The organism is Fructilactobacillus cliffordii (assembly GCF_024029355.1).
Taxonomy (GTDB): domain Bacteria; phylum Bacillota; class Bacilli; order Lactobacillales; family Lactobacillaceae; genus Fructilactobacillus; species Fructilactobacillus cliffordii.
This window is the reverse complement of record NZ_CP097117.1, coordinates 998,343-1,020,211: the sequence shown is the minus strand read 5'-3', so window position 1 is coordinate 1,020,211 and position 21,869 is coordinate 998,343. Positions and strand designations below refer to the sequence as shown.

At 46.1% G+C, this 21,869-nt stretch carries 18 protein-coding genes; 4 read left to right on the top strand and 14 right to left on the bottom strand.

Translation table 11 applies throughout. The features are described 5' to 3' along the window. Window positions 1-45: 45 nt before the first annotated feature. Window positions 46-1,620, bottom strand: coding sequence for an Nramp family divalent metal transporter (locus M3M38_RS05005; RefSeq protein ID WP_252813773.1), 1,575 nt, complete (start codon window positions 1,618-1,620; stop codon window positions 46-48). 121 nt (window positions 1,621-1,741) lie between these two features. On the opposite strand from M3M38_RS05005, the gene M3M38_RS05000 reads away from it, so the two are divergent. Next, window positions 1,742-2,239 (top strand): aminoacyl-tRNA deacylase, encoded by a 498-nt coding sequence (locus tag M3M38_RS05000; RefSeq protein ID WP_252813772.1) that lies wholly within the window; start codon window positions 1,742-1,744, stop codon window positions 2,237-2,239. A 50-nt stretch (window positions 2,240-2,289) separates the two neighbouring features. After that, window positions 2,290-3,261 (top strand): polyprenyl synthetase family protein, encoded by a 972-nt coding sequence (locus M3M38_RS04995; RefSeq protein WP_252813771.1) that lies wholly within the window; start codon window positions 2,290-2,292, stop codon window positions 3,259-3,261. Here the strand turns inward: M3M38_RS04995 and cydC are convergent, their stop codons facing one another. From cydC to M3M38_RS04950, 9 genes are all read right to left on the bottom strand, one after another. Next, a complete protein-coding gene (cydC, locus tag M3M38_RS04990) occupies window positions 3,262-5,001 on the bottom strand; it encodes a thiol reductant ABC exporter subunit CydC (RefSeq protein WP_252813770.1) in 1,740 nt (579 codons plus the stop codon). Beyond that, on the bottom strand, window positions 4,991-6,739 hold the full coding sequence (gene cydD / locus M3M38_RS04985; RefSeq protein ID WP_252813769.1) for a thiol reductant ABC exporter subunit CydD: 1,749 nt from the start codon (window positions 6,737-6,739) through the stop codon (window positions 4,991-4,993). The genes cydC and cydD overlap by 11 nt, the downstream gene beginning before the upstream one ends. A gap of 21 nt (window positions 6,740-6,760) precedes the next feature. Continuing rightward, window positions 6,761-7,786 carry a cytochrome d ubiquinol oxidase subunit II gene (gene cydB, locus M3M38_RS04980; protein ID WP_252813768.1) on the bottom strand — a complete coding sequence of 342 codons (1,026 nt, stop codon included), beginning with the start codon at window positions 7,784-7,786 and terminating at the stop codon, window positions 6,761-6,763. Continuing rightward, complete coding sequence (locus tag M3M38_RS04975) at window positions 7,783-9,222, bottom strand: cytochrome ubiquinol oxidase subunit I (protein ID WP_252813767.1); 1,440 nt, start codon at window positions 9,220-9,222, stop codon at window positions 7,783-7,785. The genes cydB and M3M38_RS04975 overlap by 4 nt, the downstream gene beginning before the upstream one ends. A gap of 17 nt (window positions 9,223-9,239) precedes the next feature. Further along, window positions 9,240-10,415, bottom strand: coding sequence for an NAD(P)/FAD-dependent oxidoreductase (locus M3M38_RS04970; RefSeq protein ID WP_252813766.1), 1,176 nt, complete (start codon window positions 10,413-10,415; stop codon window positions 9,240-9,242). Window positions 10,416-10,650: 235 nt separating this feature from the next. Continuing rightward, on the bottom strand, window positions 10,651-11,292 hold the full coding sequence (locus tag M3M38_RS04965) for an HD domain-containing protein (protein ID WP_252813765.1): 642 nt from the start codon (window positions 11,290-11,292) through the stop codon (window positions 10,651-10,653). Window positions 11,293-11,304: 12 nt separating this feature from the next. Further along, window positions 11,305-11,940, bottom strand: coding sequence for an HD domain-containing protein (locus M3M38_RS04960; protein WP_252813764.1), 636 nt, complete (start codon window positions 11,938-11,940; stop codon window positions 11,305-11,307). 112 nt (window positions 11,941-12,052) lie between these two features. Further along, the gene (locus tag M3M38_RS04955) at window positions 12,053-13,045 is read right to left on the bottom strand and encodes an AEC family transporter (RefSeq protein ID WP_252813763.1); all 993 of its coding nucleotides are present in this window, start codon (window positions 13,043-13,045) and stop codon (window positions 12,053-12,055) included. A gap of 32 nt (window positions 13,046-13,077) precedes the next feature. Further along, window positions 13,078-14,736: a malolactic enzyme gene (locus M3M38_RS04950; protein ID WP_252813762.1), complete on the bottom strand. Its 1,659-nt coding sequence runs from the start codon at window positions 14,734-14,736 to the stop codon at window positions 13,078-13,080. Window positions 14,737-14,878: 142 nt separating this feature from the next. Between M3M38_RS04950 and M3M38_RS04945 the strand changes: the two genes are divergently transcribed. Then, window positions 14,879-15,766 (top strand): LysR family transcriptional regulator, encoded by an 888-nt coding sequence (locus M3M38_RS04945; protein WP_274705807.1) that lies wholly within the window; start codon window positions 14,879-14,881, stop codon window positions 15,764-15,766. 97 nt (window positions 15,767-15,863) lie between these two features. Then, window positions 15,864-17,417 carry a multicopper oxidase family protein gene (locus M3M38_RS04940; RefSeq protein ID WP_252813760.1) on the top strand — a complete coding sequence of 518 codons (1,554 nt, stop codon included), beginning with the start codon at window positions 15,864-15,866 and terminating at the stop codon, window positions 17,415-17,417. Window positions 17,418-17,730: 313 nt separating this feature from the next. Here the strand turns inward: M3M38_RS04940 and M3M38_RS04935 are convergent, their stop codons facing one another. From M3M38_RS04935 to M3M38_RS04920, 4 genes are all read right to left on the bottom strand, one after another. Beyond that, window positions 17,731-17,898: a hypothetical protein gene (locus M3M38_RS04935; protein ID WP_252813759.1), complete on the bottom strand. Its 168-nt coding sequence runs from the start codon at window positions 17,896-17,898 to the stop codon at window positions 17,731-17,733. A 177-nt stretch (window positions 17,899-18,075) separates the two neighbouring features. Continuing rightward, window positions 18,076-19,863: an oligopeptide ABC transporter substrate-binding protein gene (locus M3M38_RS04930; protein WP_252813758.1), complete on the bottom strand. Its 1,788-nt coding sequence runs from the start codon at window positions 19,861-19,863 to the stop codon at window positions 18,076-18,078. 88 nt (window positions 19,864-19,951) lie between these two features. Then, on the bottom strand, window positions 19,952-20,893 hold the full coding sequence (locus M3M38_RS04925; RefSeq protein ID WP_252813757.1) for an ABC transporter permease: 942 nt from the start codon (window positions 20,891-20,893) through the stop codon (window positions 19,952-19,954). Window positions 20,894-20,908: 15 nt separating this feature from the next. Then, window positions 20,909-21,868 carry an ABC transporter permease gene (locus tag M3M38_RS04920; protein ID WP_252813756.1) on the bottom strand — a complete coding sequence of 320 codons (960 nt, stop codon included), beginning with the start codon at window positions 21,866-21,868 and terminating at the stop codon, window positions 20,909-20,911. Between the last annotated feature and the right edge of the window lies 1 nt (window position 21,869).

Here is a 21,869-nt window from a genome sequence, read left to right as displayed (position 1 = left end):
AACGCCCCCCTCCGAAATCGGAGTGAGGCGTTCCTTTGATTGATTTTATTCAGCGTCAGCTTGCGCTTCGTGCTTGGCTTCCAGCTTTTTGTCTGAACGAATGATATCGTACAGAACCCAAGCTAATAAGGCCAAGATGAAGATGTTAACCGTCCAGGCAATTCCGTTAGCCAACGTCACTTGACTGGCTGATGGGTTATCCCCGAAGAATCCTTGCACCGCACTCGGCATGTTGTAAATGTTCAAGAACACTAAGGTAATTACAGAAACCCAACCACAGATCTTAATCCACCAAGAGTTCACGAAGCGTTTCCCGTGCATTTCAACTGGGCTATTCGTAAACATCAGCACTGGTAACATTGAAAATGGCAAAGCAATCGCCAGAAAGACCTGGGAGTTTTCCATCAGGTTGTTGATGTCCGCATGTTGTGCCAATTCTGGTTTTCCAGCTGACATCAAGACACAGAGTAACACTGGGATGATGGAAAGCAACCGAGTTACTAACCGCCGGGCCCACAACGGCATCCGCATGTGGACGAATCCTTCCATGATTACTTGACCGGTTAAGGTTCCCGTAATCGTCGAGTTTTGTCCGGAAGCTAACAAGGCCACCGCAAACAACGTAGAAAGAATCCCCGTTTTAGCAACTCCAGCCAGTAACCCGTTGGTCATAAAGGCCGGGTTCTTCAAAGCATCGTACAATCCGAAGAAGGAAGTATCTTCCACTACTCCAGATTTGAAGACGGCCACCCCCATGATTAAGAGGAGGGCGTTCACGAAGAAAGCCATTGATAACTGGATGTTGGAATCAAAGGCGGAGAATTTCACGCCACGAGCAATATCATCTTCGTCACTGTGATCGATTTTCCGCGTTTGGGCAATCGCAGAGTGCAAGTACAAGTTATGGGGCATCACCGTTGCCCCGATAATCCCTAACGTCCCGGTTAACGGCGTCATTCCGTGCACTACTGGTTTTTCCTTAATCGTGTCTAAGCTAGGAACCAAGCCCTTTAAAACGCCTAACCAGTCTGGTTTAGACAAGGCCACTTCGTAAGCAAAGACTAAGAAAATTACTAAAATCAAAGCAACGACAAGGGCTTCAATCTTTCTAAATCCAATCGAGGTTAATAGCAACAAGACCAACACGTCCAGTACGGTAATCATTACCGCCCAGACAATCGGAATCCCGAACAGTAAGTAGAGGGCAATCGCACCCCCGATAACTTCCGCGATATCAGTTGCCATAATCGCTAACTCAGTCATAATCCAAAGTACAATTCCGAGTCCTTTACTAGTCCGGGCTCGAATTGCTTGGGCTAAATCCATTTGGGTCACGATCCCAAGTTTAGCTGCCATGTATTGTAGCAACATCGCAATCAAACTTGAAATCAAGATGATGGACATCAGCATGAATTGGAAGTTTTGTCCCCCAGTGATGGACGTCGCCCAGTTTCCGGGATCCATGTACCCCACCGCTACCAGTGCTCCTGGTCCTGAATACATGAACAAGGTTTTCCAAAAGCCAATGTTCTTCGGAACTTCGATGGAACCGTTGATCTCATCTAGTGATTTGCCGTTCGCATATTCAACTAAATGGTGTTTCTTTTGTTCTTCTGCCATCCGCAATCTCTCCTTTATAAATTAATTGGAATTCAAACCCATTGTACATTATAAAGTAGAGATTGTCATTAAAAATTTCCGGCCGGTAAGTTATGCTAAAATAAAACGGAGGTGAACTACAATGGCGCACAAGAAAAATAAAATTCACAAAACCCTAGTGGAACAAATTTTAAGTCAACACAAGATCCCCTACCAACAAGTTATCTTTCCCACTTACAAAGATGGGGACGTCGCCCAACTAGATACCAACGCATCCGATTATCCCGACCACCAAATCTACAAAACACTCGCGTTAACTGGTAAAAATACGGGACCCGTCGTCGGCGTGGTGCCGCTGGATTCTCGGTTAAGTTATAAAAAAATGGCGCAAGCTTCTGGCAATAAAAAAGTGGGAATGATTCCTCTCAAAGAGCTCGAACAGACCACTACTTACGAGCACGGTGCCAACACGCCCATCGGCATTTATGAAAAAAAAGGTTATCCCATTTACTTTGACAAGAGCGCCCGGGACCAAGGTGACATCGTGGTCTCCTCTGGTCAAATTGGTCGGTCCGTCCTCGTCAACGCGAAACAAATTGCGGACCTCGTCCACGGTCACTTTGCCAATCTTACCGAATGATTAATTTTCACTCATTTGCACACTTTAGTTTAGAAGGAAAACACAAATCAATGGATAAACTAACTCACGTTTTGCCCCCACAACTCCAAACCGATTTACATGCGGTGGAACAGCGCCTACTCCAGTTAAACGTCGAAAATCCCACCCAAAAAGCAGCCCTGCAAAAGTTAATTACCGGTAGTGGGAAAATGTTACGGGCCACATTTGTCCTCCTGGCCAGTACCTGGGGACCGGAAACTCCCGACCGTGACCGGGTAATCAACGCAGCGGCGGCGGTCGAGGTCATTCATTTGGCATCCCTCGTGCACGATGACGTCATTGACGACGCCACCATCCGCCGGGGGCAACCGACCCTGAACTCTCAGTTTGGGGAACAAACAGCCATCTACCTAGGTGATTACCTTTTTACCAAGTACTTTGAACTGCTCTTGAGCTATTCAACTGATTTTACCAACCTGGAATACTGTGTCACTGCCATGAAAGCCGTGCTAGCCGGAGAAATTCAACAAACGGAATTAAACTTTAACTTGCACCGGACGGAAGCCGACTACTTGCGTGCCGTCCAAGGGAAAACGAACGAGCTATTTCGGATTAGCTTTGGGCAGGGCGCTCGATTAGCCGGTGCTGATTACGCGACCGCTCAAACGGCTGAAGAATTGGGCAATCAAATTGGCTTTGCCTTTCAAATTTTGAACGACTTAACTGACTTTCGGGTGGATCCTAAAACCGGGTTACCCCGCCTGAATGATGTCCAGGAAGGGACCTACACCCTCCCGATTATTAAAACGCTGGCTAGCGACCGGGGTCCTGAATTAGCCGTCCTATTAAAAAAAGACCACCTCGAACTTGGTGATCTTAATCTAATTGTTCAGTTAGTAACGGAAAGTGGTGGACTAGCAGCCGCTCAAACCATTGGGGAAAACTACGTTCATGCGTCCTTACAACTGTTAGACCAGTTGCCCCAAAACTCGAGTACCAGACTGCTCCGTAAGTTACTACACCGTGTGTTTTCCACGCTCTAATTATTCGCCTAAATCCATCCGGTACAAGTTGCGGTAGCGTTCGTTGGTCCGATATAACTCTGCTGGCGTCCCCTGCATTTTCAGGTGCCCGTTTTCCAAAAAGATAATCTGGTTCACGTGGTTCAATCCCTGTAAATGATGGGTCACCCAAATCATGGTTTTCCCAGCCAAGACGCGGTTAATCGTCGTGATTAACTGCTGTTCGGTAATCGGATCAAGCCCCACGGTGGGTTCATCTAAAACCACCACTGGGTTATCCTGCAGTAAAATTCGAGCTAATGCCAAGCGTTGCCGTTGACCGCCGGATAACCGCACTCCATTTTCACTTACATCCGTTTCCAAGCCATCCGGGAGCTCGTTGACTAAGTCAGCGAGACCCACTTCCTGGATGGCTTTTTTGACGTCGTCATCTGTAGCTTGCTCATTTCCAATCCGGACGTTGTTCATGATGGTAGTGTTAAATAAGAACGGTTGCTGGTCTAACACACTAAACCACTGATCGGCCACGGCCTGGAGGTCATGCGCTGGCAACTGGTCAAACCAAACCTGTCCTTGGGTGGGAACCAAACTTCCAGTTAGCAATTCCAAAAGGGTCGTTTTCCCCACCCCACTTGGGCCAATAATGGCAAGCGACTGTCCCGCTGGAACGGTAAACGACACTTGTTGAATGATGTCCGTGTCCGTCTTGGGATAGTGAAAACTAACGTTCTCAAAGTGAATCTTTTGTAATGATTGTGGAGCTGGTAAATGTTCTGGCTTTACTGGTTGGGGTTTCACCTGGTGGGAGAGGTCGTTTAACCGATTCAGTGATTCTTGATACATCGGTCCTTCCTCAGCCGCCTGTGGAACCGCGCCAAAGGAATCCATCAGCGGGAAAATCCCCAGAGTAAAGGCGGCCGCGTAATTAGCACTTTCTTGGTGTCCTGTTAGCGCTAACGCTGCCCAGCCGATGGTCACCATAATCATCAGTCCAAATAACAGCTTTACTACAAAGTCCCGGTTCCATTCAAACAGGTTGGCCTTGCGGTTCAACTTTCCGGCGGGTTCGTCCTGTTTACGTACTGTTTGCACGAATTCAGTTTCCCGGCCCGAAATCATCCAGTCGGCAATCCCAAAAGTGGCATCCGTCAGTCGTTGATAGGAATCCTGCACCAATTCTCGTTGCCGAACCCGGGTGGCTCCCTGAATCGATTGGGAGAGAAGTGGAATCACCCCCAAGATGATGGCAAAGAGGACGAACATCACCAGCGCGTATGGCCAGCTCACGATTCCTAGTCCAATTAACAGCACAATTCCGGTTAGGTAGGCCACTACGATGGGAAAAATCGTCCGCAGGTAGAGGTTTTCCAGGTGATCAATGTCATCGGCTAAAAATCCCAGCAGTTTCCCTGATTGAAATTGTTCGCTTAAAAACAAAGCAGAACTTTCGAGGGTCACGTACAGCCGTTTTCGCAAGCTAGACGTAATCTTTAAGACCCAGTTGTGACTATTGATTCGTTCTAGGTATTTAAAGACCGGTCGGCCAATCCCAAATGCCCGGGTTAACAGCACTGGCACGTACACGACCAGGATGTTATAGGGATGCGTCGCGGTCCGACTAATCAAATACCCGGCCACAAACATCAACCCAACCCCACATAAGATCGTGATGACTCCCAGGAAGAAAACTAGGCAGAGCAACTTACGATACCGTTTTAAGTTGGGGCGGACCCACTGATCTTGTTGCCACTTATTCTGCATTGTTTTCACCTCGAATCTCATTCACTAGTTCTTGATAAACACCATTCTTTTGCTTTAATTCCGCCGGCGTTCCTTGTTCCACAATCCGACCCTGGTCCATCACTAACACATAATCCATCGCGCTCACCCAATGCAAGCGGTGGGTCGAAAAGAAGACCAAATGATTGTGAAAGACCTTGGTCATGGTTTGTTTTAATTCGTATTCTGTTTCCAAATCCAGGTGGGCGGTTGGTTCGTCAAACAATAGAATCGTCCGTTCCGTGTCTAGCAGCGCCCGTGCCAAAGCAATTCGTTGAGCTTGCCCCCCACTAATTCCCCGGCCTCCTTCACCAATTACCGTTTCCAATCCCTGCGGTAATTCGGCAATAAACTTGTCGAGACCTGCTTGGTGCACTGCTTGTTGAATGGCGGCTTTGTCGGCAACCGGCTTATAAAAAGCCACGTTTTGGGCAATCGTACCAGCAAAAATGTAAGGGTGCTGGGGAATGTAACTGATGTGCTTTTGCCAAGCGGGTTGCGCCAGACTATCCACGTCCTGACCGTCGACAACCAACGGCTGATCTTTTTCAGTAGCATCTGGTTGTAACCAACCACCTAACACGTTGAGAAGTGTTGACTTCCCGGCTCCCGATTTTCCGATAATACCAACATTCGAGTCGCCGTGTAACGTAAAGTTCAGGTCAGATAGCGCCGGTTGGTCTGCTTGGGGATAGGTAAAGTTCAAGTCGCGCACGTCTAACTGACTATCCTTTGCCCAATTCTGAAAGTCCACGAGTGGGACTTCGCTATGCGGAGCAGGAATCGCGAGAATCCGGTTAATTTCCGTCAGCGCGTTCTTTCCGTCCAAGGTGGCGTGGTAGTCATCTCCGTAGTCGCGCACCGGGAAAAAGTAGTCCGGACACAGAATCAGGATGATCAGCGCCGGGAGCAAACCAATCGAACCGACAATTAAAGCCTGCCCCAATAAAACCGCCACGATGGCAATCGAAATCGTGGTAAAGAAATCGAGTGCAAACGTTGACAATAACGCTACCTTCAGCACACTCATCGTACTTTTCCGGTAGTTTTCACTCACCCGATAGATGTTGTCACCGTACTTTTTACTCAAACCAAACAGCTTCAGCGTCTTGAGTCCCCGAATACTGTCGACAAAGACGTTCGCCATCTGTTTAAACTCGGCATACTGTTGGTCTGATTTAGATTTGGCTGACAGTCCCAAGATAACCATGAATAAAATAATCACGGGAAACATTAGTAACAAAATCACAGCGGACAGCCAATCTACGAAGAAGATGTAGGCTACGATAATCCAAGGAATAATTGCCATGTTAATCGTTTTCAGCACGATTAAATCTAGGTAATTTTGCACCTGGTCCAGCCCTTCTAATGCCAGCGTGGCCACGTGCCCCGAACCAACGTCAGCTACCATTCGTGGTCCCAGGCGAAATTCCTGTTGTAAGAGTTGTTCCTTTAACTGATCAACCGTGTGATCAGCAAAATTATCCGTAATTTGACTTTCAATTCGAGTAATTAAATACCGAAGGGCAAAAAAAACAAAAAAAGATAGCACCGGCACCACTAGTGCCGCTATCTTTTCTCGCTGCCAAACCACCACGAGCGCTCGCGCTAAGAACACCGCCTCTAACACGATGGTTAGTGCCTGTAACACGGCAAGCCCGCTAAGTTTTCCAATCAATTTTTTAATTCCCGGAATTGATAGTAACTGTTGATCAAACATATTATCAATCCTTACTGAGGTCTAATAACCGTCTTGGTCTTCTTGAACTTCCTGTAATGAAACCCGGTGCCACTGGGAGATGTAGCTCCACGCAAAGTAAGCAATCACAATTGGCAAGAGAATGCACAAGACCACCGTCATCACTCCAAGTGTGTAACTAGTAGCAGAAGCGGACACAATGCTAATCGTGTGGGCCGAATTTCTGGCAATCAAAACGTTCGGGAACAATCCCACAAAGATTAACGCCACGAGGGCTACCAAAGTGACTGTGCTGGCAATGTAAGCCGACCATTCTCGATCCCGAATCGTCGCGATGTGCCCCCACACGGTTGTAGCCACAATTACCACTAAGAAGAATAGCGTAGCAAGCGGATGGGTCACAAAGAAATCCGTTTGAAAGTAGAGTGCAATCGCAAAGAGCACTTCTACCGGGTAAGCAGCCCAGTACAAGTTCCCACACAAAGTGGCGGCGTGGTCCCGCATTAAGCCGGAGGTTCGTAACGTAGCATAATGTAGTCCTTGGTAGAGACACAATGCCGTCAAAGCCACCCCACCCAGCAGTGACAATGGGTTGACCACGTCAAGAAAGCTTGCAAAGATATTACCTTGGGCATCAATTGGCACTGGTTGAATCATGGCCGTAAAGAGCATTCCAAACAGGAAGGCCGTACATAAACTACCCCAGAAGTTCGTCCACATCCACGCGTTCCGGCCCTTTTTGGTTTCGGCGTTTTCGGCAAATTCAAACGAAACTCCCCGAAAAATTAGAGCAATTAACACTAAGAAGAGGAGCAAGTAGAAACCAGAAAAGAGGCTCGCATACCACATCGGCATCGAGGCAAACATTGATCCCCCAGCAGCAATCAGGAACACTTCGTTTCCGTCCCAGTGAGGTCCAATTGTGCGTAGTAACTGTTGCCGTTCGTCGTAGTTAAACGCTAAAAAGCGCGTTGCCATTCCGATTCCTAAGTCGGCCCCGTCTAGCACTAAGAAAGCGGCAAATAACAGACCTACTACAAAATACCATAGTAATTGTAAGAAACTCATTTGCTAAAGGCCTCCTTTGAGAACGGATCTTCCGTATCGTATTCGATTGTATCGTCGATGGCTTCTGGTCCCTTTTCCAAGTTCTTTTTGGCGTAGACAAACATGAACGCACCCAGGAACGAGAAGAGGAAGAAGTACACAATAATCGTAAACAAGACCGCTGTGGCACTTGTACTTGGTGAAACGGCATCCGCGATTGGGAGTAATCCGTACACAACCCATGGATTCCGACCTAATTCGGTCACAATCCAACCACAACTGTTAATTAAGAACGGGCCGAAGGTGGCGAGGGTCAATAGGAGCAGTAACCACTTCTGTTTGACGATCGTATTTTTCCGTTTTCTTGAGAACCACAGTCCTAAAATGGAAAGCATTCCGAGGGCTCCGGCTCCTGCCACCATAATCCGGAAGGAATAGAACAACGTGTTAACTGGTGGATAGTAGTTCATGTTTTTCCCGAACTTCTTATCGTATTTCTTGTGCAGGTCTTTGTTCACTTGGTCCATCCCGGTGATATCTCCACTCGGTTTGTGGTAGGTTAACAAGTCCAACATGTACGGAATTTCGATTCGATAGGAAGCTGTTTTTTCCTTGGTATTTGAAATTTGCACCACGCTCCAAGCCGCTGGACTTTTCACGTTTTTGTACTCCCCTTCGGCAGCCGCAAACTTCATTGGCTGATCCTTAGTTAAGTACAGCATCTGGCCGTCTCCAGATACAAATCCGCCGAGTAGACCAAACAGCCCAACAATCAGGCCAAGGCGCATTGATTTCCGGAAGAAAGCTGGTGATTTCTTCCGAAAAAGCATCCAGGCAGATGCTCCAGCGACGATGAAACTCCCCGTTACGAAGGCCCCAAAGATAACGTGGGGAAATTCGTACCAGAGTTGTTGGTTCTTAATGATGGCAAAGAAATCCGTCATCACTGCGTGACCAGTTTTGGGGTCAATCTTGTACCCCACTGGGTTCTGCATAAAACTGTTGGCCGCTAAGATCCAAAGGGCGGATAATGTTGAACCAATTACTACCAACCAAATCATTAGCGAGTGCCAAACTGGCTTCATTTTATCCCAGGTAAACATCCAAACCCCTAGGAAGGTTGATTCCAGGAAGAAAGCCAGCAACGCTTCGATGGCTAACGGAGCCCCGAAGATATCTCCCATGAAACGGGAGTAGTTAGACCAGTTCATCCCAAACTGGAATTCTTGAATAATCCCGGTTACGACTCCCACGGCAAAGCTCAGCAAGAAAATCTTGCCCCAGAACTTGGTCATGGTGAGGTAAATCGGCTTCTTCTTAATGACGTACATCGTCTCCATGATTGCAACTAACAATCCTAATCCAATGGACATCGGGACAAAGAAAAAGTGAAAAATCGTGGTCATGGCGAACTGGAACCGCGCCAATGAAACCACGCTCATGCCAATGTTGAACATCTTTCATCTCTCCTCAATTAACTTTGTAGCATCATTTTCAACCCAGAGAGTTCGTAACTACTACGTTTGAAAATGATGTTTTTAACGACAGCAGCGATGAAGCCGTTAATTTTAACGTTCAGGCCTAACATCGAAACATCAGCAACCGCGTTGTGTGGTCCGAGTGAGCAGACCGTTCCCAATGAATGGTAGTTAAACGGTGCCACGGACTTACCGGCTAACTTATTTTCTAAGTTAGCGACCGCGTTACTAGCTTCGTAAATCGAAATTTGCGCAGTCGTGGGGTACATCTGTCCTGAAGTAGGGTCCTTCACGGCTGAAACGTCTCCAATGAGGTACTGGTTCGGGTAAGCTTGTAAGCTCATGTCGTCGTTGACGGCGACCCGGTTACGGTGTTGGTCGTATCCAGAAGCGGCAATAACGTCGCTACCCTTCACTCCAGCAGTCCAGAAAATGTTGGCAGCCGGCAGGAATTGATTATCCTGACCGTAGTAAACCCCATCATCCGTTACCTTGTTAACGTTTGAACCCAGGATAAAGTTAACGCCTTTCTTTTCCAAGTATCGCTTTGCATATGTAGATTGCTTCTCGTTAAACATCCCTAAAAAGGCGGGCGCCACACAGGTAATCTTTAATTCATTCGGCTGAAATCCGTATTTTTTAGCCCAAGTTGGCACCATATGTACTAATTCACCCAACAGTTCGATGCTGGTAAAACCACCACCGACGGTCAAAATGCTCAAATACTTTGGATCTTTAGTTTGTGCATATTTCGCTAAGGAATCCTGCAGTGCCTTGGCATCCCGACTAGAGTTTTCAATGTTACTAATTTGGAGCCCATCTGTATCTGCTCCCGGCGTGTTGAACGTTTCTGGTTCAAAGCCCAGCGCGTTAAACAGGTAGTCGTAACTAATATCTCGGTGGTTAGCCAACGTCACCGTGTTTTGCTTCCCATTAATCACTTGAACCTCATCTTGAATGAACTTGATCTTGGGACTAATGATGTCTTCAATCCGGAACATAATTTTCTCGGGAGCAATGCTGCCCGCCGCCACGCGATAAAGTTGCGTGGAATCGTAATGGTAAGGAGTCCGGTCGACTAGAGTAACCTCAAGGTCTTGCTTGCTTTTTGCTAGTCGTTTACACGCCCGGAGTCCAGCAAACCCAGCTCCAATCACTAATACTTTTTTCATTTGACTTGCCTCCTTCTATTGGCTAGTTCATCTAACTAGCAATTTTTTTACCCATCTAATCTTACCACATTCTAAATCCAACGGAACGCTGAATTTACTAGGCTCAAGTCCATTGTAACACTTTGTCACTTTTAATTAAATTGGGGATTAATTGGAGCAATTATTCCCGTAGGATTCAGAATCAATCACAAAAAAGCTCCCACCTGCTAACGCAGATGAGAGTTTCATCAGAAGGTTACCTTTTTCCTTGCCATTCAGCCAGAAATTGATCTAAAAATCGTTGGGTCGCCGCTAACCGTGGTTGCGCCAGTTGCTGTGCCGTCGTGGTATTTAACTGCTGCATCACCCGCTGGGTCCGCGCTTGGTAGTGATGAAAGGTGTCAGTAGGATGCCGATATGCACTTTTACTGGTCAACTCTGAAGCATCTGCATGCGCTTCATACAAGGGGATCCCATGGACCGCCCCATACGCAAATGTGCGGGCAATCGCCACCGGACCGATGGCGTCTAACCGATCCGCATCTTGCGCCAGTTGCCCCGCCGAATCCAGCTCATAGTGATGTTGCAAGTTAGTGGAAAATGACAAATGGGCAATGTCGTCCATAATTAACCGAATGGTTGCCGCTGAATAACCCCATTTGGCCAGTTTTGTGGCAATTTCTTGTCGTTTCTGTTCTGGATTAGCCGTCAGTTTTTCGTCCGGAACATCATGTAGATAGGCAATTGTCAGCGCCAACGTTGCATCCGCTGATTCCGTTCGTAACAACGTTTGCGTCAGTTTAACCACCCGCTGAATGTGGGCAAAGTCATGCCCCGTATGGTCAGACGCCAGTTGTGCTTGCACGTATTCCCTTACTAATTGCAATCGTTCATCCATGGGTTACTCCTTTTACAGTTCCCACTCCCGCTTAAACTCTGTCACAAAGGATTGCATGTAGCGTTTCCGTTCGTTTCCAATCCGCCGAGCCGTCGCCGTGTTCATTTGGTCCGGCAACTTAAACAGCTTCTCATAAAAATGATTAATCGTTGTTTCCGGCTGCCGATAGTTTTCCTTCGTTAAATTTTCGCGAGGTTGCACCTTCGGATCATACATCGCATACCCATGCACGGCTCCGTACGAAAAGGCTCGAGCAATGCCAATCGCCCCGATGGCATCCAGCCGGTCGGCATCCTGTACCAACTGACCTTCTGGGCTTAATTCCTGGTGCTGTTCCAGGTTAGCGGCAAACGGCATGTGGTCAATGATTGATAAAATGTGGTCCACTTCAGCTGGTTGGTAACCCACCTGCGTCAGCTCGTTCACCACCTCTGCGCGGCGGGCGGCCGGATCATCAGTTAGCTTATCATCAAAACAATCGTGTAAATATGCTGCTGTGAGGGCAATTTCACCGTTAACCGGATTTTCGGCCAGCAACTGACGGGTCAGATTAACCACTCGTTCAATGTGATCAAAACCATGCCCCGAACGGTCTCCCGTCATCATCTGCTGGGCAAAATTGGCAACTGCCGTTAGTCGTTCTGTCATTGTGCTTCCATCCGCCTTTCTCCATTATTCGTTTAATTCTGCCACAAACGGGCTGGAAACACAAAAAGAGGTCTGCCTCTGGCAGAACCCCTTTTGTAATTACAGTTCTTGATTATAGGAAGGTAATAATTTCCATCAAAATTGGCACTACCACGACGAAGAGCACCGTACTGGTAACGACCACGTTGGTAGCGTAGTCGACGTCTCCGTGGGCGTTTCCAACTAAGATTGGTAAGACTGCCAATCCCGGTGCAGCAGCTTGGATGACAAAGGTACTTAATTCTGGTCCTGGAACCGAAGCTCCCATCCCAGTGAAGGTCATCAAGACCGCAATCATAATGGCCGGCGAGATTACGAACCGACCCACGAGGGCTAGAATCGAATCCCGGTCAAAGTGAATTGAGTTTAATCCGGCATCCGCCAGAATAATACCAATGTAAATCAGTGACAATGGTGTTACTAAGCCACCAATCATCGTAAAGGTCTTTCCAAGCATTGGAAAAGCCGGTGGTTCTACGATGAAGGTAATGGGTAATCCCAGCACTAACCATACTAAGGCCACTAAGAATCCAATCAACGGTGCTGGCAGTAACTTCTTCCAGTTAAACTTAGCCGAGCCACCATCTGACTTGGTCTTGGTTGGATCATCCGCAGAAATGAAGAAGATCCCAATTGCCCAAGTCGAAATTGTGTTCATCAGGTAGTACAGCAGGAAGTATGGTAATCCTTTATCCCCGAACAGGGCCATGTTCAGTGGCATCCCAATGAAGATGGTGTTGGCGTTCACGAACATGTTAATAAAGGTTCCGCGTCGCCCCTTGCGAATCTTAAACAAGTAGGTCAACGCGATGGCGACCGCATATCCGATCACAAAACTGATGAAGACGTACAGTAACCCGCTGGACAGACTAATCAGTTTGTCCCGATTTAAGTTGGTCACCACGGACATAAAAATGGAAACTGGTAATGCAATGTTCATAATAATGAACGAAATGTTGCCTTTGAAAGTGTCGCCTAATCGGCCTGATTTTCGTAACCAATAACCTAAGGCAATGACGAGGACGATTTCACCGACACTTGACAATGATGTTAAAAACGCTGTCATTGACGTTCAATCCTCCTAAGTTAAAAACAAATTTATTTAGTTGCTAAGTCAGTGAGATCAGTGTAAACCGGGTACCATTTTTCGTTTTCCACGGCTCCTTTGACATCACTGATTTGTTCTCTGGTAACGCCTTGATCCACAGCACTTTGGGCGACGGCATTGGCCACCGTTTGTGAGAACTTCGTGAGTTGATCCACTGGTGGTAAGATGGCTGCTCCAGGTTGTTTAGGATCCACGATTCCACCTAAAGAGTGAGCAGCGGCACTGATCATGGCATCGTTTAACGTGGTAGCAGTAGCAGCGATAGCTCCTAAGCCAATTCCAGGGTAAACCAACGCATTGTTAGCTTGACCGATTTCATAAGTAACGCCGTTGTATTCAACGGGAGCACTTGGAACTCCGGTAGCAACTAAAGCCCGTCCGTCGGTCCACTTAATCAAGTCTTCGGCCTTTGCTTCACACAACTTGGTTGGGTTTGAGATTGGTAAGATAATCGGACGATCCGTGTGAGCAGCCATTTCTTTCACAACGTCTTCCGTGAAGGCACCGGGGTTGGTTGAAGTTCCCACCATAATGGTTGGTTGAACGGCTTTTACAATCGAAAGTAAGTCAGTTAGATCTTCACTGTTATCAAATTCAGAACGACTCCGAGCAAATTCCTTTTGAGCTGGAGTCAAGTCAGGCATGTCGTTAAACAAGAGTCCTTGCTTATCCACCATGTAGAAGTGCTTCTTGGCCTCATCTTCAGATAGACCCGCTTGGACCATTTCTTCACAAACCCGTTGTGCAATTCCGGCTCCGGCAGTTCCAGCTCCGTAACACAAGTAAGTTTGGTCTGTCATCTTTTCACCAGAGATGTTCAAAGCTCCAAGAACTCCAGCTAACACAATGATTCCCGTTCCTTGGATGTCATCGTTAAAGACCAAGAATTCATCCTTGTACTTATCCAAGATGTTAGCAGCGTTAGAACGACCAAAGTCTTCAAAGTGCAGGTACAGGTTCGGGAATAAATCTTCAGCTTCTTGGACGAAGTTATCAACAAAGTTGTAATACTTGTCGGAGTAGTCCCGTTCTTGGTCTAGCCCCACGTACAACGGATCTTTCCGTAATTCATCACGCGTTGTTCCGGCATCTAAGACCACTGGCAAAACTTTCGCTGGATCAATTCCGGCCGCAGCTGTATATACCATTAACTTTCCAACGGGAATGTCGATTCCTTGGGTTGCCCAGTCACCAATTCCGAGAATTCCTTCCCCATCGGTCACCACTAATAATTCAATGTCGCGACCTTCAGCAGCATTCACTAAGCTTTGCCGAATCGTTTCCCGACTGTCATCATTGATGGATAAGAAAGCAGCATTTTGGGGGTTCACGTACATCCGGCTGTAGTTTTCAATCGAATCTGCGATAGTTGGATCGTAAACAACGGGCATGAATTCACTCACGTGCTTAGCAAACGTGGCGTAGAATAACACCCGGTTTTCGTTAAAAATGCTCATTAAGTAAACGCGCTTTTCTAAGTCGTTACTCTTTTGTTGGTATTCAGCGTATACCCGATCCACTTGTTGATCGAGGGTTTGGACGCGTGGTGGTAACATTCCTTCCAGGTTGAGGGCTTTCCGTTCTGCCTCCGTAAAGGCCGTTCCCTTGTTTAAGAAGGGGTTATTTACAATCTCTTGACTCTTTGTCATAAACTAAGACTCCTTTTTCCGTAGTATAATTAGGTAACATTTACTTTTCAGATTATTCATTGAACACGTCTATCTTAAAAGAGACGGAAAATGATAGTCAAACTCGGATTTTCCATAAATAGAATTTATATGAGGTGTCACTATCAAACTCCAGGATTTACTCTACTTTAATAAACTCGTTGAACTAAAGAGCTATACGGCCGTGTCCACGTACTTTGGGGTTAGCCAACCCACCGTTTCAATCGCCATTCACCGGCTAGAAACCGAATTTAACGTGGAACTAATTAATCGGAATCAAGCCCACCATCACGTAAAGATCAATCAAGCAGGCCAAACTTTATATGAACACACCCAAAAAATTGCGGAACAGGTTGAAGCAATTCAGCATGACTTAAACAACAACGGGCGCGGGCACATTAACTTTGGGATGCCCCCGATCATTGCCAATTACTACTTCCCTGAACTAGCTATTACCCTCCGGAAAGATGATATTCTCGATAGTTTGGATAACGTCGAAGGGGGGTCCGCCTCGTTGCTAGACCGACTGAAACAGGGCAGCGTTGACGTCGCTCTCTTGGGATCAGCAGCTCCCTTAGAAAGTCCTACGATTGACGCTCAGGTGGTTGCTCGCAGTGAATTTAAGCTAATTGTGCCACCCAACTCGCCGTTAGCCAAGCAGAAACAGATTCGGGTCCGGGACTTAGACCAGCAGGACGTGATTGAATTTTCGGACGGTTTCATTCACCAACAAATTTTCAATCAACTTATCAGGAACCACAGCCTCCACGTTCATACCAGTTACAATACCAGCGACATCGAACTTTTAAAGCAACTGGTCAGTCGGGGCGTCGGGGTTGCCATGCTGACGGACGAAGCCATCCGGGAAACCGATAACGTTGTTGCTCTGCCCATTCAAGATGACGAATTACCCCCGTTTTACGTTTCCGTGGCCTACCGCAAAAGTCACGTGCTCACGCCGAAAGAAAAGAACCTCATCAAAGTCCTTACAAAGCAGATTCAAAATAAATAAAGCTAACTTACTTTTTTCCTAAGATTTGCAAAAAAAGCTTTATCCAAATTGGAATTGTAGTAAACTAAAGACGAACCAAAAGAAAGGGTGGAAAACAATGGCAGAACAAGAACAACATCACGTTTATACTGACTACTTTTTCAATGAATCCGCTTATGATTATCATGATGGCGGCTACGTTCCGTTGGAAAAACACGATGCTCCCGAAAGCAAACTGAACATCCCCGAAGTCTTAAAACCAGACAAGGTGGACGGCAACGACGTTTGGTACACTGTCGAAGCACAAACGGGAGAAACCCAGATTTTACCTGGTGAAAAGACCAAGACTTGGGGTTACAACCAAAGTTTATTGGGGAAAACGATTATTTATGAAGATGGTAAGAACTACCACGTTACCTTAAAAAATAGTCTTCCCGAATTAACTACCTACCACTGGCACGGTTTAGACGTTCCCGGTCCTTACATTGACGGTGGTTGTCATGCCCCGGTTTACCCTGGTGAAGCCAAGGAAATCGAATTCCCAGTGCACCAACCAGCTGCTACCACGTGGTTGCACGCACACCCATGTCCATTAACTGGTTGGGATGTTTGGCATGGTTTGGCTTGTGCCGTGGTCGTAAAAGACCAGCACGAAGCCACACTGCCATTGCCACGTAACTACGGTGTCGATGACATTCCGGTGATCTTACAAGACCGTCGTTTCGACGAACACAACCAATGGAACTACGACGATGACTACGATCCAGATGGAACTGAAGGACCAACGGCCTTAATCAACGGAACGGTAAACCCTTACTTTGACGTTACCACGCAAAAGTTACGGTTACGCTTCTTAGACGGATCGAACCGGCGGGAATGGCGTTTACACCTGAGCGATGACATGGTGATGACCCAAATCGCTTCCGATGGTGGTTTACTGCCCGAACCCGTTTACCTGACCAAGTTAATGATGACCTGTGCCGAACGGACTGAAGTGGTCTTGGACTTTGGTAAGTACAAACCAGGCGACGAAGTGACCCTGTACTCCGACGATACGCCAATCTTGAAGTTCAAGATTCACGAATTCGCTAAGGACGACACGGAAATTCCTGACCACCTCGCTGACATGGACTACCCTGATCCTGATAAGGACTCATTGGTTCACCAAGTAGTGATGTCTGGAACTGACGAAGAAGTCGAAATCAACGGAAAGAAATTCGGCATGATGCGGATTGATGACCGGCAAGAACTCGGCAAATCCGAATACTGGGACATCACGAACACCAACGATTGCTGTGGTGGAATGATTCACCCATACCACTCTCACGGTGGCCAATTTATGGTAGTTTCGCGGAACGGTGAAGCTCCTTATCCAAACGAACGCGGTTACAAAGATACCATCGGGGTTAACGCTGGTGAAACCGTCCGGGTTAAGATGAAGTTTAACCACCCGGGAATCTTCATGTACCACTGCCACATCATCGAACACGAAGATGGTGGAATGATGGCGCAACTGCAGGTTTACACCAAGGATGATCCATACAAGAAGTATAAGTTGATGGACATGAAGACTTTGATGAATGCTCTAGCAGAAGAACGGCACTGTCGTCCAGAAGACTTGAAAATCAAGAGTTTGGAATCCTACCACAAGATGGGAATGGACATGTGCTAATTTAAACGCAAACTAAAAAGAGCCGTAACTGACATTTTGTCGGTTGCGGCTCTTTTTTTATGGATAAAATTAATTAGTTAACGAAACAACCATAAATTGAAATTACTAATGCAATCACAGCAACTACAAAAGCGGTCACTGAAATAACTTGATTTTTGTTCATTTACAACTCCATTTCAATAAAAAACTAAATTAATCCTCAAAATTCGTTAGTTCATGCAAAAAATCATACAGTGAAATGGCTAAAGTAACCAAAGCAACTGCAAAGGTCGTTAGCGAAATAATCTGTTTCTTGTTCATAAGTTTGCTCCTTTTAAAATGCTGCTTTATTTAATTTAGATTGTGCTTGTTTCACACTCTTCCTGTATTCTAAACTTTTTCTAGTTTGTGCGGAAGGACGAATCACATCTAGCATCCGTTTAAACTCTGTTTTGGAATTAGTTTCAATTCTAATCGTCTGATTCAGATTATTTACAATCATAATTCTCCCTTCTTTTCGTCTAAGTAAAATCAGTTTCTTCCTATTGATAAGCATCCTTTTGTAAGTTATAGAAATCAACATGAGATATAAGTTAGTTCGTTGCTTTCTAATACTAGCATCTCCTGGTTATAAAAAAACTCATAACGATAAAATCGTTATGAGTCCAAAAATTAGAAATTATTTGGTTTCAGTTTGCGTAAGTTGCAAGTTACTAAATGCGTCATCAGAATCAGCTGGTTTAACGCTGTAACCCTTAACCCGCTTGTTAACTGGTTGCCAGTCTAACGAGAATGAAGCAGGAGCGTAAGCCGTTTCCTTGTTCATGTATTCTTGCCAGTCCTTAAACTGTTTAGCCCGGTACTTCTCGTTCCAAGCCTTGTCGTTGTTCATGTTACTCATCAGTTGCGTGTTTTCTTTTGATACAAAGTGACCCATGTTGAATGGTGCACTCTTACCGTACAATCCAGTCGGAGTTGGTTCGGAACTAACACTAAAACCACCTCTCCAAACATCGATATCCTTGTTGTCTGGTTTTTGTAGTGCTTCAAAGTAACTGTTTGTTTCCATTAACTTTCCAGTAGTAAACTTCACATTCAGACCTAACTTACGCCATTGTTGCACGTAGTACTTACTAGTGGCGTTAGCCGATTCAGAACTGTTTGGTGCCGCAAAGTTAATTTCCAATGGTTTCCCATTCGGTTGGGTCCGCCACTTGCCTTTCTTCTTGTAACCAGCTTGGTCTAACAACTTCTCTGCCTTCGATTGATTGTAAGTAAATCCTTTAGCATTCTTGTCGTAGTACTTCTTAAATACTGGTGGAAGCAGGGTATTAGCTCGCCATGAAACTCCGTTCCCAAACTTCTTAGTAACTTCATCTTGATCAATGGCATACATCATGGCTTGCCGCAGGTTCTTGTTACTCATCTTCTTGTTCTTGTCCGTAACCTGCGTGTTCGTCTTCGTGTCTAAGTGACCCAAGTTAAAGCCGAAGTAGTAGTAACCTAGATCTGGTGCACCAACCACCTTATAGTTACTCAGCTTTGAAATCTTTGGATAATCGGCAGCGGCCTGAACCCCTTGGGTAAAGTCATACTTCTTGGCCTTCAATGCAGAGGTCACGTTACTTGGAGAAACGATTTGGATATTAATGTGCTTGATGTGAGCTTTCTTACCCCAGTAGTACTTATTAGGACTCCAACTCGTGGATTCACCTTCAACCACTTTATCCAGCTTGTAGGCACCGGTAAAGATTGGCGTTTTCCGAATCTTTTCCGATGATACTAGGTCAGGAATCTTAACGTCTTTCAGATATTCGTAAGGTTCAACTGTTCCCCACATAAAGTCATTCCCAGCGTATTGCATGGCCGGGGTAACCCGATCAAAGTGAATCACAGTCTTCTTTCCGTTTTCACCATCTGGGAAAGTAATTCCTGAAATACCAGCAGCCTTTCCTTCATGGTAGTCCTTCATTCCCTTAATGTTTTCAAAGTTTTCGGAATATTGTTGGGACTTCGTTTGGGGATTAGCCAATACCTCATAGGAATACTCAACGTCCTTAGCAGTAACTGGCATTCCATTGGACCACTTAGCGTTATTCCGGAGCGTAACCGTGGCAGTATTGTTCTTCCGGTCTAAGCGGAGGTTGGCCAAACCACCGTCCTTAATTTTGTAATTATTGTCAGTGGCAAATAAGTTATTCTGCCCACCAGGTAAGAAAACATCCTGGTCGGTTTTAGCACTAATCAACAATGGATCTGAAATCCCAGTAAATGGTGATGGAGAAACTTCCCCAATCTTCAAAGTTCCATCGTTAGCTTTAGAATCTGCTTTTCCCGAGGCACTAAAGGTTTGTGGCAATTTGGGCGTTTTCGCCGTGGCACTGTCTCCTCCATTAGAACAGGCGGCTAGTGAAAGGGCAACTAAGGCTGCGCTTCCCCACATAGCAAGTTTGTATCGTTTCTTCATTTTCTGCTTTTCCTCCCTTAATTTTAGATGCTGTGAACCGCGTAACTGATGTGAAATTCGCAACCACCTCCCTCAATGATTGATTATTTTAGTTTCCACGCCGTTGGGAAGCATTGGCGGTGCGCCGTAATACTTGACCCACGTAGCTAATGGCTAAACATAACAGAATAATTTCTAAAGCAGCCGGTAACCAAGTCCACCAGTACTGCGTGATGTTGTTGGGATCGTTGGCATTCGCGATTAACGTCCCTAGCGATGGGGTACCATCGGGAAGTCCGAATCCTAAGTAAGATAGTCCCGTTTCCACCCCGATGTTTTCTGCAAAGGATAACGTGGTATCAACGATGATTAAAGATGAAATGTTCGGCAAAATTTCTCGGAACATAATCTTTAAATTACTGGTACCAGAGACCTTGGATGCAGCAACGTAATCCTTTTGCGACTCGGCTAACGTACTAGACCGAATCAACCGCGACGTTCCCATCCAGTAAAAGATGGATAGTAACAGGGTTAATGTAATCGCGTTGTAGTGTGGGATAATCGTAACCAACACGATGATTGTCATTAACATCGGGATAATCATCATGAAGTCGTAAACCCGTTGCATGGTTAAGTCGACGTACCCACCATAATAACCAGAAACTAATCCATATACCACCCCAAAGGTGGAAGAAATGGCGGTTAGCCCAATCGCAATTAAGATTGAGTTCCGTGACCCTACAACCAGTTGCGACAAAATTGGTCGCCCAGAGGAGTCTCCCCCTAAAATATAGTTCGTAAATGGTTTCGCGTAGTAGCCCATCAAATCCGTTTGCATGATTTGTGGAACGTTTATAAAGAAGGAACCAATTACCACTAATAGGATAAAAGCCACAATAAAGATTGCTGAGGCCATGGCAGTCTTATCTGCTTTAAATTCGTTGAACATCACCCGAATGGTGCTGGGGGTAGCTTCACTTTCAGCTTCTTTGGATAGTTCGAGCAATTCGGCATCCGATAACTCGTCGCGTCCACTAAATTCATATGCCATCTTCGTTCCTCCTTCCTACTCAATCCGAATCCGAGGATCCACGATACTCAAGACGATATCTGAAATCAAGGTCCCTAAGAGGTTCAAGAATCCGTACAGTAACACTAACGTGGTGATAACAGTGTAATCCCGGAAGTTCACTGCATTTAGAAACAGTTGCCCCATCCCCGGATATGAGAAGATCATTTCGGTAAAGATTGAACCACCTAGTAATCCGGTAATTGAGTAGCCAGCGAAAGCGGCAATTGGTAACACGGAGTTTCTAAAGATGTGGTGCCGGTAGATTGCCTTGCTAGGAACCCCCTTGGCAACTTCCGTCTTTACAAAGGCGGAATGTTTGGAGTCAATTACCTGAGACCGTAAGTATTGAATAATATTCACAGTTCCAAACAAGGCTCCGAGGAGACCCGGTAGGATGATGTGGCCTAAACGAGATAGTAACGACGGTCCAAAGCCTGAAACACTCGGTGAAATTGATCCAGAGGTTGGAAACCATCCGAGTGCGTATCCAAAGATCCAAATCCCAATTACGAGGACCACGAAGAATGGAATTGACATCGTGACGTAGGTGTAAATCCGAATCAAAGTATCCGACCATTTTCCTTCGTTCTTCCCGGCGTAAATCCCGAGTGGTAATCCAATCGCGTAGGTCAGAATCATCGTGAAGACCGCTAACCAAAGGGTGTTCATTCCCCGCTGTTTAATCAAGTCCACCACGGGCATCTGGTATTCGTAACTCATCCCTAAGTTGCCGTGGAACAAGTTAACCACCCAGTGCCAGTACTGTACGTACCACGGATCAAACAATCCATTGGCTGCCATCAATCGGTGAATTTCAGCGGGGTTGCTCTTCGGGTTAATCGATCCAGTAAATGGATCCCCCGGCATCGCCTTCGCCATCAAGAACACCAAGATACTCAAGACAATTAATTCGGGAATCATAATCAAGATTCGGCGTAAAATTGTTTTCCACATG

Excerpts from the sequence above, each read along its gene's own strand:
- M3M38_RS04930 (WP_252813758.1), bottom strand. The coding sequence starts at position 19,863 with ATGAAGAAACGATACAAACTTGCTATGTGGGGAAGCGCAGCCTTAGTT.
- cydB (WP_252813768.1), bottom strand. The coding sequence starts at position 7,786 with ATGAGTTTCTTACAATTACTATGGTATTTTGTAGTAGGTCTGTTATTT.
- M3M38_RS04935 (WP_252813759.1), bottom strand. The coding sequence starts at position 17,898 with ATGATTGTAAATAATCTGAATCAGACGATTAGAATTGAAACTAATTCC.
- M3M38_RS04940 (WP_252813760.1), top strand. The coding sequence starts at position 15,864 with ATGGCAGAACAAGAACAACATCACGTTTATACTGACTACTTTTTCAAT.
- M3M38_RS04960 (WP_252813764.1), bottom strand. The coding sequence starts at position 11,940 with ATGACAGAACGACTAACGGCAGTTGCCAATTTTGCCCAGCAGATGATG.
- cydD (WP_252813769.1), bottom strand. The coding sequence starts at position 6,739 with ATGTTTGATCAACAGTTACTATCAATTCCGGGAATTAAAAAATTGATT.
- M3M38_RS04925 (WP_252813757.1), bottom strand. The coding sequence starts at position 20,893 with ATGGCATATGAATTTAGTGGACGCGACGAGTTATCGGATGCCGAATTG.
- M3M38_RS05005 (WP_252813773.1), bottom strand. The coding sequence starts at position 1,620 with ATGGCAGAAGAACAAAAGAAACACCATTTAGTTGAATATGCGAACGGC.
- M3M38_RS05000 (WP_252813772.1), top strand. The coding sequence starts at position 1,742 with ATGGCGCACAAGAAAAATAAAATTCACAAAACCCTAGTGGAACAAATT.
- M3M38_RS04950 (WP_252813762.1), bottom strand. The coding sequence starts at position 14,736 with ATGACAAAGAGTCAAGAGATTGTAAATAACCCCTTCTTAAACAAGGGA.
- M3M38_RS04995 (WP_252813771.1), top strand. The coding sequence starts at position 2,290 with ATGGATAAACTAACTCACGTTTTGCCCCCACAACTCCAAACCGATTTA.
- M3M38_RS04970 (WP_252813766.1), bottom strand. The coding sequence starts at position 10,415 with ATGAAAAAAGTATTAGTGATTGGAGCTGGGTTTGCTGGACTCCGGGCG.
- M3M38_RS04975 (WP_252813767.1), bottom strand. The coding sequence starts at position 9,222 with ATGTTCAACATTGGCATGAGCGTGGTTTCATTGGCGCGGTTCCAGTTC.
- cydC (WP_252813770.1), bottom strand. The coding sequence starts at position 5,001 with ATGCAGAATAAGTGGCAACAAGATCAGTGGGTCCGCCCCAACTTAAAA.
- M3M38_RS04920 (WP_252813756.1), bottom strand. The coding sequence starts at position 21,868 with ATGTGGAAAACAATTTTACGCCGAATCTTGATTATGATTCCCGAATTA.
- M3M38_RS04955 (WP_252813763.1), bottom strand. The coding sequence starts at position 13,045 with ATGACAGCGTTTTTAACATCATTGTCAAGTGTCGGTGAAATCGTCCTC.
- M3M38_RS04965 (WP_252813765.1), bottom strand. The coding sequence starts at position 11,292 with ATGGATGAACGATTGCAATTAGTAAGGGAATACGTGCAAGCACAACTG.